This window comes from Flavobacterium gelidicaeli, assembly GCF_013294005.1.
GTDB lineage: Bacteria > Bacteroidota > Bacteroidia > Flavobacteriales > Flavobacteriaceae > Flavobacterium.
Genome location: NZ_JABSNK010000023.1, coordinates 1 through 16342, shown reverse-complemented (window position 1 = coordinate 16342; position 16342 = coordinate 1). Strand labels below are relative to the sequence as shown.

The following is a 16342-nucleotide window of genomic DNA, read 5'->3' as shown; positions in this document are numbered from 1 at the left end:
CCATTGGGATTGTATTTTTGTCAATTACAAAGAACCTAATTTAGGTTCGTAACCCAATGGTTTTTATCTATTTGTGTCTTAACTTAATGACATTGACTACTATCCCTCACACGAAATCCTGCATATTAGATTGTTTTGTAGATAATAATGGCGTTATAAAGCAGCTTAAACTTTTTAAGGATAGGAGAATTTCATCAAAATAGTCTTATTTTGCAACAATAATTTATACTCAAAAAACAGTGCAATCACTTTTAATTATAGGTTTTGTTTGGCCTGAGCCCAATTCTTCAGCAGCTGGTGGAAGAATGATGCAATTAATAGCTCTATTTCAAGAACAGGGTTTCCAAATCACATTTGCAAGTCCAGCGCAAGACAGTGATTTCATGATTGATTTGAGTGCGTATAATGTCGACAAAAAAAGTATTTTATTAAACTCACTTAGTTTTGATACTTTCATCAAAGAACTCAATCCATCTGTAGTGATGTTTGATCGTTTTATGATAGAAGAACAATTTGGCTGGCGCGTTGCCGATAGTTGTCCTGACGCTTTAAGGATTTTAGACACCGAAGATTTGCATTCTTTGCGATTGGCTAGACAAAAAGCATTCAAAGAAAAACGTGTATTTAAAACCGAAGACTTAGTAGTAGAAGAAGTCGCAAAACGAGAAATAGCCAGTATTTTACGATGTGATCTGTCATTAATGATATCCCAATTTGAAATCGAATTATTAACAACTACTTTTAAAATAGATAGTGCATTACTGTATTATTTACCTTTATTAGTAGAAAGTCGTGAAGTTCCAAAATTGGAACAGTTGTCCTCTTTCAAAGAAAGAAAGGATTTTGTTTTTATAGGTAATTTTCTTCATGAGCCCAACTGGAATGCCGTGCAGTATCTAAAAGAAACAATTTGGCCCTTGATAAAAAAACAATTGCCTGATGCAGTTTTAAATGTGTACGGTGCTTATCCATCTCAAAAAGTAGTGCAACTAAATAATGTTAAGGAGGGGTTTTTAATTCGGGGTCGTGCTGTAGATGCTAGTGAAGTGGTGCAGCAAGCAAGGGTTGTTTTGGCTCCTTTGCGTTTTGGCGCTGGTATAAAAGGAAAATTGATTGAAGCGATGCAATGTGGTACGCCAAGCGTAACCACTTCCATTGGTGCTGAATCTATGCAAGGCACATTAGTTTGGAATGGCTTTGTTGAAGACAGTCCTGAAGGTTTTGCAAACAAGGCAGTATTGCTGTGTCAAGAGGAACAATTGTGGCTTGATGCCCAAAAAAATGGGTTAGATATCATAAATCAACGGTATGTAAGAACACTTTTTGAGTTTGATTTTAAAGAACATATTGAAAGTTTACTGAATAATTTAAAACAACATCGATTGAATAACTTTTTAGGTGAATTGTTGCAACATCATTCTTTAAGAAGTACCAAATACATGTCAAAGTGGATTGAAGAAAAAAATAAAATATTGTGATTTATTGTAAGTTATTTCTATTTTTACAGTTGAATATCAAAATCTTTCTATGAAAAAAAATACTTTTGGGTTGTTGCTTATTTTGTTTGGTATCGCCGCAAGCGCACAAGAGATAAGCGTTGAAGAAAACATGTATGGTGTCGAGCTTGGGATTGTAAAAGCAGATGTTTTTTATGAATTTAAGCTGGATAGAAAGTGGGCCTTACGCACAGAATTAGCTACGGAATTGAGTACATATACTTATTTCGATTGGGATACTGGGCTTACTAACGGAACTATTATCCCTGTAAGTGTGGTTGTTGAGCCCCGATTTTATTATGGGATCGATAGAAGAAATCGCTTAGGTAGAAACATTGCTCATAACAGTTCAAATTTTTTCTCATTAAAAACTTCGTTTTCTGCCAATCGAATACCAATTTATATAACTGAGGATAATAGTAGAATTGCTAACAGCATACTTGCTATTCCAACTTTTGGAATTAGACGCAGCTTTGCAAAGAATTTCAGTTATGAGTTTGCTTTTGGTTTTGGTGTAAAATATAATATCTACAGCAATTCACATAGCTGCAATTGTGATCAATTAAATAATTATACTGATTTACAGGCAAAAATTGGATATACATTTTAAAATGCGTATCTAATTTGGATTTTAATCTAAACGAAATCTTCCTCTTTAGCCCCGACTGAAGTGAAAATCCTTGTGGGTGCAACTTGCTATGCTTTGGGATACCCCACAAGATACAGCGTCTAGAGGTAACTCAATTTCCTGATGAAAACTAAGTTTCTGCTTTTATTTCTGAAGACGATTTAAAATACAAAACCCCGTTAAGTCTAGACTTAACGGGGTTTGTTTATTATAGTAACTCAGTAATTATGCAAGCATAGTGACTGGGTTTTCAATGTATTGTTTTAATGTTTGTAAGAACTGTGCTCCAGTTGCTCCATCGATTGTGCGGTGGTCGCAAGCTAGTGAAAGCATCATTGTGTTTCCTACAACAATTTGACCGTTTTTAACCACTGGTTTCTCTACAATTGCTCCTACTGAAAGGATTGCAGAATTAGGTTGATTGATAATAGAATTAAATTCTACGATTCCAAACATTCCTAGGTTAGAAACAGTAAACGTACTTCCTTCCATTTCTGTAGGTAATAGTTTTTTGTTTTTAGCTCTTCCTGCTAAATCTCTTACGCTTCCGCCAATTTGTGATAAACTCATTGCATCTGTAAATTTCAATACAGGAACAACTAATCCATCTTCTACAGCAACCGCAACTCCAATATTCACATGGTGATTAATTGTGATTGCATCTTCTTTCCACTGAGAGTTGATTTTTGGGTGTTTCTTTAATGCCATTGCACATGCTTTGATAACCATGTCGTTAAAAGAAACTTTTATGTCAGGAACACTATTGATTATTGCTCTTGATTTCATAGCGTCATCCATCGTAACTTCAATAGTTAAGTTGTAATGAGGTGCTGTGAATAAAGACTCGGCTAATCTTTTCGCAATGATTTTACGCATTTGCGAATTCTTAATTTCTTCTTTGAATACTTCTCCTGCTGGAACAAATATTTGTGGTGCAGCGGCAGGAGCTGCAGCAGTTTCAGTTTTTGCAGCTGGAGTAGCGGCAGCCTGTTGTGGAGCTGCTGTTGCTGGAGTGAAATTTTCGATATCACTTTTGATGATACGTCCGTTTTCACCAGAACCTTTAACTTGGTTTAATTGAATTCCTTTATCGCTAGCAATTTTCTTTGCTAATGGCGATGCTAAAATTCTTTTTCCATCTGTAGCTTCTTCTTGTACAACTGGAGCAGTAGCTTCGGTTGTAGTTGCTTTAGGTGCTTCGGTAGTTGAACTAGTTTCTGTTTTTGCACCCGCTTTAAAGTTGGCTGCTATTCCTGAAACATCCGTTCCCGCAGGCCCGATGATGGCTAATAAACTATCAATTGGAGCTGCATTTCCTTCTTCGATACCAACGTACAATAATGTACCTTCGTTGAAAGATTCAAATTCCATAGTTGCTTTGTCTGTTTCAATTTCAGCAAGAATATCTCCTTCACTAATTTTGTCTCCAACTTTTTTCAGCCATGTCGCTACAGTTCCTTCGGTCATTGTATCGCTCAAGCGAGGCATAGTTACTACTACGACACCTTTAGGCAATTCAGAACTGTTTGCAGTAGCTGCCACTTCGTCCTTTTTAGTTTCTGTTTTTGGAGCTTCTTCAGTACTAGTCTCTTTTGCTTCAGCAGGAGCTGATCCTCCAGCAATTAATGCTGTAATATCTTCACCTTCTTCACCAATAATTGCTAATAAAGAATCAACTGGAGCAGTTTCTCCAGCTGGAATTCCAATATATAAAAGAGTTCCTTCATTGAAAGACTCAAATTCCATTGTTGCTTTGTCGGTTTCAATTTCAGCTAAGATATCACCTTCACTAATTTTGTCACCTACTTTTTTAAGCCAAGTCGCTACCGTTCCTTCCGTCATCGTATCGCTCAAACGAGGCATTGTAATAATTGTTGCCATAATTTATAGTTTATGAGGTATAAATGGATAGTTTTCTTGTTCGTATACTACGTCGTAAAGTTGTTGAATTGGAGGGTATTCCGACTCTTCAGCAAAATCCACACATTCTTGAACTAAAGTTTTAACTCTTTGCTCGATTGCATCAATCTCCTCTTCGGTAGCATATTTTTGATCTTTAATTACATCTAAAACTTGTGTAATTGGATCTATCTTTTTGTACTCTTCTACTTCTTCTTTCGAACGGTATAATTGAGCATCAGACATAGAGTGACCTCTGTATCTATACGTTTTCATTTCTAAAAAAGTAGGCCCATCACCACGTCTTGCTCTATCGATAGCTTCTGTCATAGCTTCTGCTACTTTTACAGGATTCATTCCATCTACTGGTCCACAAGGCATTTCGTACCCTAAACCTAATTTCCAGATATCTGTATGATTTGCAGTTCTCTCAACAGAAGTTCCCATAGCGTAACCGTTGTTTTCAACGATAAAAACTACTGGCAATTTCCATAACATAGCCATGTTAAAAGCTTCATGTAAGGAACCTTGACGTGCAGCACCATCACCAAAATAGGTCATTGTAACTCCACCAGTTTCAAAATATTTATCGGCAAAAGCTAAACCAGCTCCTACAGGAATCTGTCCACCTACAATTCCGTGACCACCATAAAAACGGTGCTCTTTAGAAAATATGTGCATGGAACCACCCATACCTTTAGAGGTACCAGTAACTTTTCCTAATAATTCAGCCATTACTCTTTTTGGATCAACACCCATCCCAATAGGTTGAACGTGATTTCTATAAGCAGTAATCATTTTGTCTTTAGTTAAGTCCATTGCATGCAATGCACCTGCTAGAACCGCTTCTTGACCGTTATATAAGTGGAGGAAACCTCTAACTTTTTGTTGAATGTATAATGCTGCAAGTTTGTCTTCAAACTTTCTCCAAAGCAGCATGTCTTCGTACCACTTTAAATAAACCTCTTTTGTAACTTCTTTCATCTCAGTTGTCTTTTTTGCTAAAGTTTTTATTGTTCATCAATTACCCTCACGCAAAAAAGTTTCCTCCCACAAATTTGCGAATCGCAAAAATAAGACATTCAAGCTTAGAACTAAAATTTTAAAGCTAATTTTCTGATTTATTTATAAGAACTTTTTATCAAACATGAATGGTAGCAAGTTTTTAAGGGAATCCGACTTATAAATTGCGCCTATTTCTCCCATAAAGTAGATTTCGATAGGGGTTTCTTGACGAATTTCATATTCAGCTATAGATTGTCTACAAGATCCACATGGTGGAATAGGTGCTGAAGTTTGATTTGCATCAGAAGCAGCTGTGATTGCCATTTTTAATATTTTTGCATCAGGATAAACTGCACCTGCATGATAAATGGCTACGCGCTCTGCGCATAATCCTGATGGATAAGCAGCGTTTTCTTGATTAGAACCTAAAACTATTTTACCGTTATCAAGCAATAAAGCAGTTCCTACTCTAAAATTAGAATACGGCGCATAAGCATTTTTTCTAACTGCAACGGCTTGTTCCATTAAATCTTTTATTTCGGCTGGAAGTTCAGATACGGCATCATATACCGAAAATTGGGTGGTGATTGCTATTTGTTTCATTTTTTATAAAGGGAAAAAAAATCCAAATCTCATTTTACTGAAATTTGGATCTTTAATTTAAAATTATTTTTGAGTGCTAATATACGTCATATTTGTCTCCAAAGTTAAACGTTAAAGAAAAACGTAAGGTGTTTTCTAACGGATTCTTAATTTTTGATGTTGAGAATAAATAGGATACATCAACTTTTACTACATTGTATTTAAAACCAGCACCTAGAGAAAAGTATTTCCTAGCTCCTTTTAATACGTTCTCATTAAAATATCCAGCACGGAAAGCAAATGAATCTTGATACATGTACTCAGCACCTACAGCATAGGTTACTTCTTTTAATTCTTCGCTAAAGCCGTTAGGAGCATCTCCAAAAGACTTAAAAACTCCAGAAGCCCATCCTATTGACCTATAGTCCTCCTTTGCTTGGGTAAAGTCCTTTATATCTACAGTTCCATCACCATTTAAATCTTTACCTGTAAACTCACCATTATCGTAACCAACTTGTGGAGTAGGTACTAATAGTTTATTGAATTCAACATTAACCGCCACTGTATTATAATCGTCTAAGATAAACTCAAAACCGGTTCCTATCTTTAGATTAGCAGGAATAAAGTTTGTGCTAAAATCATCTCTGTCGTAGCTTATTTTAGGACCTAAATTTTGAATATTAAAACCAGCTCTCCATCTTCCGTTAAACTCTGAATAAGCAATTTCTTCTGATTGATAGAAACCAGCTACATCAATTGCAAATGTTCCTGCGGAGCTTGCGTCAACAGTTTCGGAAGCTATTTTTAAGTTAGAGCGTATGTACCTTCCGGCTACTGCCATAGAGAATTTTTCGCTCAATTTCAAGGAATACGATCCATCTAATGCAAATTCATTAGGAGATACTATTTTAAATTTTTCATTTGGTTCAGAAGTTTGTCGAAGTTCAATGTCTCCAAATCCAAAAAAACGAATACTTCCTGCAAAAGCACTACGGTCACTTATTTTGTTATAATAAGTCGCTTGTCCTAATGAAATATCATTAGCTAAATCAGTTAAATAAGGCGTGTAACTTACTGAAAAACCTTGCTTATCAGTCGAAAAAGCATATTTAGCAGGATTCCATTGTTGTGAAAATACATCAGCAGATGTTGCAACTCCTAAATCTGCCATACCTGCTGCTCTTGCATCTGCAGACACCATTAAAAAGGGCACCCCAGTTGTGATTACTCTTTCCTGTTGTGCATAAGTGTAGGAAATACCAAGAAGGCAACTAATTATAAATATTGTTTTTTTCATACGAGTTTAAAATTCATTGAGCAAATATAGTATTTTATTAAAGTATCACAAGTTTTTCGATTTTTTCAGCTTTTTTATTTGATAGGTTTGACTTTACTGTAAGCTTATAAATGTAAACACCTTTTCCAATTTTATTTCCAAAATCATCTTTACCATTCCAAGTGATCTCTTTTGAAAGAAATCCTTCGGTTGTTATTATTTGATTTTTTGTCCAAACTACCTTTCCTGTTATAGTCATTACTTGAACTTGAACAGTTAAGGGCTCGTATGGTCTATTATGGGTAAACCAAAATTCAGTGTAGTTTACAAATGGGTTAGGATAATTCAACACATGGGTTAAAGTTAGCCCTTCATCTGAGACAACTACAAATTGAATTTCTAGTATTACAGGGTTATTATATACATCCCAGGCTTTGAACGTTACAATGTGTATTCCTGAGGCTAAGTTACGCAAAGGAAATCTTAAATTACCTTTGGTATAATCATCTACATCGGTTTGATAGTAGTCATTTAAGACATAAGGATTACTTACATCTCCATCTAAAATTGCTGTAATATCATGTCCAATTCCGCTTGCTGTATTTATTCCGTTTTCGTCTTCAAGATACGCAAGTAAAAAAGGGGAGCTATTTGTAATACCACCCGAAACAAATGTTTCGTCATTCATATATAACTTTACTTTTGGGCTAATATTGTCTTGAGGTGCATTTTCATTTATTCCTCCTATTTTAATAGTTGTATCATAGCCAGTTTCATTCTCTAATGTTTTTTCTTTTTTGGCGTAAAAGCTAATTTTACCATTATCAAGTGGTATCCTAATATCTCTTGGTACAACAAAACTAAATTCAAATGCTCCTTTTTTTACAGAAGCATTTCCTCTAAAAATAGTCTCACCTAATGTTTTAAAATCCATTGGAGGGCTATTTCCATCATTATTAAGTGTTTTTCTAGAAATTACTTTATCAAATATAGTAGCAGCAAGTGTCCCGTTGTAATTTGTAAGCAGTATGTTATTCTCATCAGTGACTTCGCCAGTAATTTTTATTTTTGCTAATGATTTAAAATCATCTGTGGTTTGTGCAACTGGAATATCATTTATTTTTGTGAGTCGGATTTTAGGTTGTGGAATCGCTAGTTTTAAAGCTGGGTCTCCTATGTAAAAAACTACATTTGTAGAGGAGTTAGGGTTACTGTTTTTAGATATTCTTAAAGCCTCGGCAATTGAGGTGTATTGATCGCTGTCATAACTAAATAAGTTTTCGGTCAGCGTGTCATTAAAGTTTTCGGCATTAAATTGTCCTATTGCTCTAATTGTGGTAATCATGGCAATAGCTCCACCTTTTGGATTCCAATAAGTATATTCACCTGCGGTAGGTCTTGATGGATTATCAAAACGAGAGAATTCACATGTAATTGTTATAAATAAAGGGTATTTGTATTGGTTGTTTAAGTTTTGACCATCGGATTTCTCCCAGATTCTTTCAGATGACAAGCCATCTTCTCCACCATGACCTAGATAATTAAACACTAAAGCACCTTTTTCGAAAGCATCAAATAAGTCTGTTCTGGCTTTTGGATATCTAAATCCACCTGCGGAAGCTTCTTGAGAATAAGAGTCTAAAAGAATTTTATTGATATTAAAAAAAGGTTTTTTGGTAGTGATTAAGTCAGCCAGACTGTTTTGTCTGGATTGTAAATTAGCATCAAATGAAGCGTCAGAGTCATCAGCAATCATTACAAATTCGTTGCGCCAACTCCCGTAAGATGCTTCGTTGTGGTATTCAATGACTTTATTGACCATTTCTTCAGCTTGTTTAGAGTCATTAACAAGCATCCGTCCTACGGCAATATCAATTCCGCCAAAAAAAGAAGTAATATTCCCTTCGTTAGCATCCATTAGTCCGTAAAAATCGTCCGATGCAAAAGAAGCTTCTCCAGAAGAACTGCTACTAAGCGCGTGATAAATTGGAATTATATTATTGTTGTTAGCTGTTCGGTTTTTATAATCGAAAGAAGTGTCGCCAAATAAATTCACATATTTCACCTTTTTCTCGACCGAAGAGGCATTTTCATAAATATATTTTATACAGTTTCTTATTGCAGCAATATCTTGTTTACCTGACGAGAATTCTTCATAAATACTTTCTGCCGAAATAACTTTTACACTGAGGTTGTTGTTCATTCGATGAAAATCAGCTAATTTTTCAGCTTGCGTAAGTAGCGTATTTGGAGCTATAATAATATAATCAATGTCTTGGAATTGTCCTTGTTTATTTTTAAGTATTGTTCCCTTAATATTTTGATTAGCTACTTTTGACCTTCCATCTTTAAAGGGAGTGTAATAATCACCTTGATCTACGGCAACGTATTTTCTTACTTCACCTAAATCACTTTTAAAAGAAAAATTATCTTGATTTAAGTTGGTTATTTTAGATACATTATAAATATCAGTTACATCCCAAATTTGATTGATTAGTGAAGCATTAGAAAAAGCATATCGTGCGATCGCTAAGGAGTTTCCTGCTAAATCATATTGAAAAGGAAATTGTTTACCGTAGCCTTGAAGTTTTCTTTTGGCAACTAATCTTATATTGTCAAGATAGCCTTTTGATCCTGGAACGCCGTTATTGTTATATATGATTTTAATTTTAGTATCTTCAGATCCATTAAAAGTGCTGCTGCTTGATAAAGAGCGTACGTAAAATTCAGTATCAGTATTGGTGTTTAAAGCAGGAAAAGTAATTGTACCAATGTTTTGTCCACTCGAAGTGATCAAAAAGCTTGTTGGGGTATATGCAGCAGCAGCGGCGGTAACTTCTATTTTTATAGGTACGCTGCTATCTAAATTTGGAAAATTAAAATTAAATTCTTGTTCTTGATTAATGTCAAATGCCTCACCAAACCATTGCCTGCCTAAATGGGCAATATTTATATTGTCTTGCTCATGAAACTGATGGTCATCATAAGTTATTAAATCTATTGTAGCATTACCGCTAGGCTGCGTTTTTTCAGGAATTCGCTTCCCATTACTTGATGCTACGGTGATATAGTAATAGGATTTACTGTCGTATAAATTGTTATTGGTTTGGCTTTCATCATTCCAAGTATCAACTCCTTCTGCATAAAAAAGAATATAGTCATTTGAGTCAAAAGCTCCGTCTTCCTCACCAATAATTTGTATCGCGTTTTCGGTCAAGTCATTTGGATACTTTATATTATTTGACAATGGAAGCATACGTCCTCCATTGCCATAGATTTTAATTCTTTTAGGATCAATCGAGTTTAGATTCATTCCTAAATCTTGTAAAAAAGTTTTAGAAACTTTATAAACACCAGATTTTTCTACATAAAAGCGGTACCATTCTGAATTTGAAAGTACTGAATTACTAATAATATTTTGAAACCTATTTGTATTTTGATTTGAATAATAACTTTTTTTATTAATTGTATATGAAAATGATATTACGCGCTTAATTACGTTTTGATCCCTGATTATAGGATTTATGGTAAGAAATGATTGAGAAACACTTCTGGAAACACTATTTGTGATTCTCGGGTACAATTGTGTTGTTATATTTTCTATAGGTAGATCCCCTAGTTGATTGCTAGTAGTGTTTTCAAAAACCACATTACTGATAACTATATCACTGTCGTTTAATGGAAATTGCGTGTTGGTATTTATAGTAAAAAATAATTTTTGTTGATTAAAATCATAAAAATATTCTTTACCTGCAAACTGAGGTATGTTAAAATTATTTTTACCAAAAAAAGTTTTTTTATTCTCTGACCATTGAATAGTTATATCGATTTTGGGTTGCGCAAAAGAAACAAAACAAATGAGTAGCAGGTAAATAATCGATAATTTTCTCATTGTTTTCTCGTTCTAGTGTTATTTTCACACTATATCTAAGCAAAAATAAATCATTTAATATAAAAGTAAATAATAAATTGTATAATTTTGCGTTTTGAAATGTATAATTAACCATAAAAGTTTCGAAATTTAAAATTATTTAAAACCGTATTGCATGTTAATTGTTAATTATTATATTGCGGCACCAAATCATTACCTTTAAAATATTATGAAAGTAAACAAATTTATGACCTTAAGATTGATGTTATCTATGATGATGGTCTTAGGTTTTGCTAGTTGTAGCAAAAAATCTAGTTCAAGTAACACATCAAGAGCTACTGGTTGGAATGTAAATGGAAAGAAAGCTTCAAGTAAACAAGAAGCAGGTCCAGGTTTAGTTTTTGTAGAAGGAGGAACTTTTACAATGGGAAAAGTTCAGGATGATGTTATGCATGATTGGAATAATACTCCAACGCAGCAACATATTCAGTCATTTTATATGGATGAAACCGAAGTAACAAACTTCATGTATTTAGAGTATTTAGATTATTTAAAAAGTGTTTTCCCTCCTAGTGATGAAAGATACAAGTATATTTATGAAGGTGCTTCTCCTGATACATTAGTATGGAGAAATAGATTAGGGTATAATGAAACAATGACTAATAACTATTTAAGACATCCTTCTTACGCAAATTACCCAGTTGTTGGTGTAAATTGGATACAGGCTGTTGAATTTAGTAAATGGAGAACTGATCGTGTTAATGAAGCTATTCTTGAGAAAAAAGGTTTTTTAAAGAAAGATGCAAAAACTGATGATGTTACTGCAGAAAGTTCTTTTAGTACTGAAACATATTTACTCGCTCCAACGTTAACTTATGGTGGTAGTGAAGATTTAGTTTTAAAAAGAAAAGATGCTAGAAAAGCTCCTAAGCCAGGAAAAGACGGTAATGTTACTGAAGAAAAAAATGTTTACGCACAACGTTCTTCAGGAATTCTTTTACCAGAATATAGATTACCAACAGAAGCAGAATGGGAATATGCAGCTGCTGCAGATGTAGGACAAAGAGAATATAATATTTATAAAGGTCAAAAGAAATATCCTTGGGCTGGAGAGTATACGCGTTCGGGTAAAAGACAAACTAAAGGAGATCAATTGGCTAACTTTAAACAAGGTAATGGAGATTACGGTGGTATTGCAGGTTGGTCTGATGATGGCGCTGATATTACTAATGAAGTAAAGAAATATCCAGCTAATGATTTTGGATTATACGATATGGCTGGAAACGTTGCTGAATGGGTAGCTGATGTATATAGACCAATAGTTGATAATGAGGCAAATGATTTTAATTACTTTAGAGGTAACCGTTATTCTAAAAACAAAATTGGAAAAGACGGAAAAGTTGAAATTGTTACTTTAGAAACAATGAAAAAAGATACTTTAAGTAATGGTAAAATTATAGTTAGAACATTACCGGGTGAAATTGCTCAAATGCCTGTTGATGAAAACGAAACTTACTTAAGACAAAATTTTGATAAAAGTGATAATATTAACTACAGAGATGGTGATAAACAATCTTCTAAATATTATGACTTCGGAATGTCTGAATCTTCAGATGATGACAAAACATCAGCAACTAAAAAGATGTACAATTCTCCTAAACATAATGTTACTACAGATAGCTTAGGTGCAATGGTTAGAAAATATGATAGATCTAGTGCAAGAACTACTTTAATAAATGATAATGTAAGAGTTTATAAAGGTGGATCTTGGAGGGATAGAGCTTATTGGTTAGATCCAGCACAAAGAAGGTATTATCCTCAAGATATGGCTACAGATTACATTGGTTTTAGATGTGCTATGTCTAGAGTAGGGCCGAAAGCAGAAAGAAAAAGATCTGCTAGAAACTAAATTTAAATATAATTTTACAAAAGCCCTTTAATTAGGGCTTTTGTCTTATAACACCTTTTTTTAATGGATATTAATAGCATTCATCAGTTGTTTTTAAAATGTAAATCGATTTCTATTGATACTCGTAAGATTATCCCAGAATCATTTTTTATCGCTATAAAAGGGGTTAATTTTGACGCAAACACCTTTGCTCAAGAAGCTTTAAATAAAGGCGCGTTATATGTTATTATTGACAACCAAGATTATTATATTGATGATCGTACTATATTAGTAAATGATAGTTTAGTTGCTTTACAAGAATTAGCGAAATTTCATCGCAAGTATCTAAAATTACCAATTATCGCTTTAACGGGTAGTAATGGTAAAACAACTACAAAGGAATTGATACAAGTTGTTCTTTCTAAAAAGTTCAATACTAAAGCTACTGTTGGAAATTTGAATAATCATATTGGTGTTCCTTTAACATTGCTTTCATTTGATTCTAATACTGAAATCGGAATCGTTGAAATGGGGGCAAATCACAAAAAAGAGATTGCTTTTTTATGTGAATTGGCTACACCGGATTTTGGGTATATAACTAATTTTGGCAAAGCACATTTAGAAGGTTTTGGAGGAGTAGCAGGTGTAATTGAAGGTAAAAGCGAAATGTATACTTATATTTCAAAAAATAATAAGTTGGCATTTATTAATTTGGACGACCCTATTCAATTAGAAAAAGGTAAGGTTTTAAATTCTTTTACTTTTGGAATAGCTAATAAAGAGGTTAATGTAAATATTACTTCAGCAAGCGCAAATCCATTTGTCGTTATTAAATATTTAGATTGTATAATTTCATCTCATTTAATAGGCTTGTATAATGCAAATAACATTGATGCTGCAATAACTATTGGAACTTATTTTAAAGTTGATATACCGGCTATAAAAGAGGCTTTGGAGGGATATGTTCCTGTTAATAATAGATCTCAATTAACGACTAAAGGTTCTAATGAAATAATATTAGACGCATATAATGCTAATCCTAGTAGCATGGCAGTTGCTATTGCTAATTTCGTTCAATTAGAGAAGCCTAACAAAATAATGATTCTTGGGGATATGTTTGAATTAGGTGATGAATCTAAAGAGGAACATAAGGCTTTGGTAGCATCGCTGGAATTAAATTCAAAAATAAACTGTTTTTTTATAGGAGAGGCTTTTTATGATTGCAGAAATGATAAGCAAAATTTTAAGTTTTATAAATCATTCAATGATTTTTCTGAATACTTGAAATGGAACAGCATTGATAACAGTATGTTACTTATAAAAGGATCTAGAGGAATGGCATTAGAAAGAACTTTAGAGTATTTAAAATAGACTAATTATTTATTTCAGTAAAAAAAGCTGTCAAAATATTTTTTTGACGGCTTTTTTTATTGAAATTAAAATCGAGGCTTTACCCTATGTGTATGCTAAGTATATCTGCATATTACACATAGATGGTATCTTAATGAGGATACAAGACAAGTTGTATTTTATCTTGTTGGTTATTGCAAATGAATTTAATAACAGACGGAGTTCAATTGCTACAAGAGTTTACATATTTATTTAAAGAGGTCAATAGATTAAATGACTAATGACTGTAGTGCTATTGCGTTCTTTTGTAGTGAGTAAAGTAAGAACTTACAAAATCAGTACAAATTATTTTTTTAGCGACTTTAGAACTTGGCTTAGAGACAGTAGATTAAATAATCACTTTTATTTCTTGATAATTTAATCAAAAACTTATCTATAAGTATAACCTTATTGTCAACTGGAGAGCTTTATGCTTAATAACTAACAAAGAAGCTAAGGCAAAGAAAGATAGTGTAGTGGTTATAGTTGCTGAATAAAGAATATGATCTTACCAACATTTAAGAAATGTATTTGAAAAGACTACCGAGATGGTATCTAAAGTCTACCTAGATTAGTAAAATGGGATAAAAAGGAGTTAATCAGGTTTTAAATAATTTAATACAATATCATGCAGTATTAAATTACTTTGACAATAGAGATGCAAATACTTCTGCAAATCTTTTAATGCAAATAAATGTTTTCAGAATTCTCCAGATAGTCATTGAAGGTCAATCTCAAATGTTGGGGAGGAATCTAAGATTTCATAACTTAGCGCCAAAAAATCAAGCTTTGAAAAATTACATAGAACTATTAAAACTCATACTTCCTGAATTAATAATAGAACACTTTGATTTAGTAAGTACTAAAATCGAACAAGAGGAATTGCACTTGTTTTTTGAAGAGAAAAATACTCCTTCCAAAGAGTTTAACAATCGTCAACTAGTCTCTAAAGGATTCTTAAACGAAATCACCATCCAAGATTTCCCTTTGAGAGGTAAGTTGGTTTATTTATATATTAAACGACGAAGATGGACAGATAAAGAATCTCAAGCAATAATTCAACGTGATTGGAATATTATAGCACAAGGAACCCGCATGCTTCAAGAGTTTGCGGATTTTTCAAAAGAGATTAATAGATACTAAAGCAAATGATTGTCACACTATAGGCTTCTTCTTTGGAGTCGACGCAAAGAAACTAAAACGACAATATAAAAAACATCTCAGTAATTTCACTACCTGGAACCAAAGAGAGCACTCTAGTGAATGGTTATTGTTTCCCGAAAATATGGGACAATATTTATCTATTGATGAAGTTAATTTATCAATGGGCGAACTCTATACTGTGGTGACAAATAAAGCTGCCAAAGGTAAAAAGGAGCAATAGTAGCTATTATAGCAGGGACAAAAGCCGAAATAGTGATTAATTACCTCCAAATGATAAGTTCTGTTAAACGTAACCAAGTTGTAGAAATCACACTTGACATGGCTAATAGTATGAAATTAATTGCGAAAAAATCGTTTCCACAAGCAAAGCAAGTAACAGATCGTTTTCATATTCAAAAGCTAGCATTAGAAGCTGTTCAAGAAGTAAGAATTAGGTTTAAATGGGAAGCATTAGATAACGAAAACACTGCCATCACTCAAGCTAAACTCAATAAAACACAATTAATCTCAAAAGAATTTTCTAACGGAGATACAGCCAAACAATTACTCACTAGAATCCGTTTTTTACTATACAAAAGCCCAAACAAATGGAGTGATTGTCAGAAACAAAGGGCTATAATAGTATTTGCCGAATATCCAGAAATTAAAACAGTCTATTACCTAAGTCTAAAATTACGTAATATCTACAATAAAAATACAGACAAATTAATTGCTATTACAAAATTAGCGCAGTGGTATAATGATGTAGAAAAATTAGAAATTAAAAGCTTTAATACAATTATGAATACCATTAAAATCAACTATGATTCGATTTTAAACTACTTTGATAATAGACGCACAAATGCTTCGGCAGAATCTTTTAATGCTAAAATAAAAGCATTCAGAAATCAATTTAGAGGAGTACAAAAAGTGGATTTCTTTCTCTTTAGATTAACTAAATTATTTACCTAATCCCCAACTTTTGTTCTTGATACCATAAACTCTGAAAACTTTCGGGAGAGCTCCCACATAACTACATCATTAATTAAAAACAAAAAACCCCTATCCGAAAGGATAGGGGTTTTTAAAGAAAGGCGACGACATACTCTCCCACATAACTGCAGTACCATCTGCGCAGGCGGGCTTAACTACTCTGTTCGGGATG

At 33.3% G+C, this 16342-nt stretch carries 11 protein-coding genes and 1 rRNA gene; 6 read left to right on the top strand and 6 right to left on the bottom strand.

Annotation, left to right across the window (positions count from 1 at the left end):
• Positions 1-239: 239 nt before the first annotated feature.
• Both HNP99_RS17360 and HNP99_RS17355 read left to right on the top strand, forming a co-directional pair.
• Positions 240-1478 (top strand): glycosyltransferase, encoded by a 1239-nt coding sequence (locus tag HNP99_RS17360; protein ID WP_371810479.1) that lies wholly within the window; start codon positions 240-242, stop codon positions 1476-1478.
• Positions 1479-1527: 49 nt separating this feature from the next.
• A complete protein-coding gene (locus HNP99_RS17355; protein WP_173854714.1) occupies positions 1528-2106 on the top strand; it encodes a DUF3575 domain-containing protein in 579 nt (192 codons plus the stop codon).
• 243 nt (positions 2107-2349) lie between these two features.
• On the opposite strand, the gene HNP99_RS17350 is transcribed toward HNP99_RS17355, so the two are convergent.
• The 5 genes from HNP99_RS17350 to porU all read right to left on the bottom strand — a co-directional run bounded on the left by HNP99_RS17350 (position 2350) and on the right by porU (position 10778).
• The gene (locus HNP99_RS17350) at positions 2350-4005 is read right to left on the bottom strand and encodes a pyruvate dehydrogenase complex dihydrolipoamide acetyltransferase (RefSeq protein WP_173854713.1); all 1656 of its coding nucleotides are present in this window, start codon (positions 4003-4005) and stop codon (positions 2350-2352) included.
• Positions 4006-4008: 3 nt separating this feature from the next.
• A complete protein-coding gene (pdhA, locus tag HNP99_RS17345; RefSeq protein ID WP_173854712.1) occupies positions 4009-5007 on the bottom strand; it encodes a pyruvate dehydrogenase (acetyl-transferring) E1 component subunit alpha in 999 nt (332 codons plus the stop codon).
• Between the two features lie 141 nt (positions 5008-5148).
• Positions 5149-5631: a cytidine deaminase gene (locus HNP99_RS17340; protein WP_173854711.1), complete on the bottom strand. Its 483-nt coding sequence runs from the start codon at positions 5629-5631 to the stop codon at positions 5149-5151.
• Positions 5632-5707: 76 nt separating this feature from the next.
• Positions 5708-6907, bottom strand: coding sequence for a type IX secretion system outer membrane channel protein PorV (porV, locus tag HNP99_RS17335; RefSeq protein WP_173854710.1), 1200 nt, complete (start codon positions 6905-6907; stop codon positions 5708-5710).
• 37 nt (positions 6908-6944) lie between these two features.
• Positions 6945-10778, bottom strand: coding sequence for a type IX secretion system sortase PorU (porU, locus tag HNP99_RS17330; RefSeq protein ID WP_173854709.1), 3834 nt, complete (start codon positions 10776-10778; stop codon positions 6945-6947).
• A 208-nt stretch (positions 10779-10986) separates the two neighbouring features.
• Here porU and gldJ point away from each other — a divergent pair, with 208 nt between their 5' ends.
• From gldJ to HNP99_RS17310, 4 genes are all read left to right on the top strand, one after another.
• Positions 10987-12666, top strand: a complete 1680-nt coding sequence (gene gldJ, locus HNP99_RS17325) for a gliding motility lipoprotein GldJ (protein ID WP_173854708.1) — start codon at positions 10987-10989, stop codon at positions 12664-12666.
• Between the two features lie 63 nt (positions 12667-12729).
• Entirely contained in the window at positions 12730-14016 is a 1287-nt protein-coding gene (locus HNP99_RS17320; protein ID WP_173854707.1) for a UDP-N-acetylmuramoyl-tripeptide--D-alanyl-D-alanine ligase, read from the top strand.
• An 807-nt stretch (positions 14017-14823) separates the two neighbouring features.
• A complete protein-coding gene (locus tag HNP99_RS17315; protein ID WP_173854706.1) occupies positions 14824-15177 on the top strand; it encodes an ISAon1 family transposase N-terminal region protein in 354 nt (117 codons plus the stop codon).
• Between the two features lie 273 nt (positions 15178-15450).
• Positions 15451-16149: an ISAon1 family transposase gene (locus tag HNP99_RS17310; protein ID WP_463671065.1), complete on the top strand. Its 699-nt coding sequence runs from the start codon at positions 15451-15453 to the stop codon at positions 16147-16149.
• Between the two features lie 117 nt (positions 16150-16266).
• On the opposite strand, the gene rrf is transcribed toward HNP99_RS17310, so the two are convergent.
• A 5S ribosomal RNA gene (gene rrf / locus HNP99_RS17890) occupies positions 16267-16342 on the bottom strand; the annotation flags it as partial.

Coding starts and splice junctions, on each gene's coding strand:
- HNP99_RS17320 (WP_173854707.1), top strand. CDS start 12,730: ATGGATATTAATAGCATTCATCAGTTGTTTTTAAAATGTAAATCGATT.
- HNP99_RS17350 (WP_173854713.1), bottom strand. CDS start 4,005: ATGGCAACAATTATTACAATGCCTCGTTTGAGCGATACGATGACGGAA.
- pdhA (WP_173854712.1), bottom strand. CDS start 5,007: ATGAAAGAAGTTACAAAAGAGGTTTATTTAAAGTGGTACGAAGACATG.
- HNP99_RS17355 (WP_173854714.1), top strand. CDS start 1,528: ATGAAAAAAAATACTTTTGGGTTGTTGCTTATTTTGTTTGGTATCGCC.
- HNP99_RS17340 (WP_173854711.1), bottom strand. CDS start 5,631: ATGAAACAAATAGCAATCACCACCCAATTTTCGGTATATGATGCCGTA.
- porU (WP_173854709.1), bottom strand. CDS start 10,778: ATGAGAAAATTATCGATTATTTACCTGCTACTCATTTGTTTTGTTTCT.
- porV (WP_173854710.1), bottom strand. CDS start 6,907: ATGAAAAAAACAATATTTATAATTAGTTGCCTTCTTGGTATTTCCTAC.
- gldJ (WP_173854708.1), top strand. CDS start 10,987: ATGAAAGTAAACAAATTTATGACCTTAAGATTGATGTTATCTATGATG.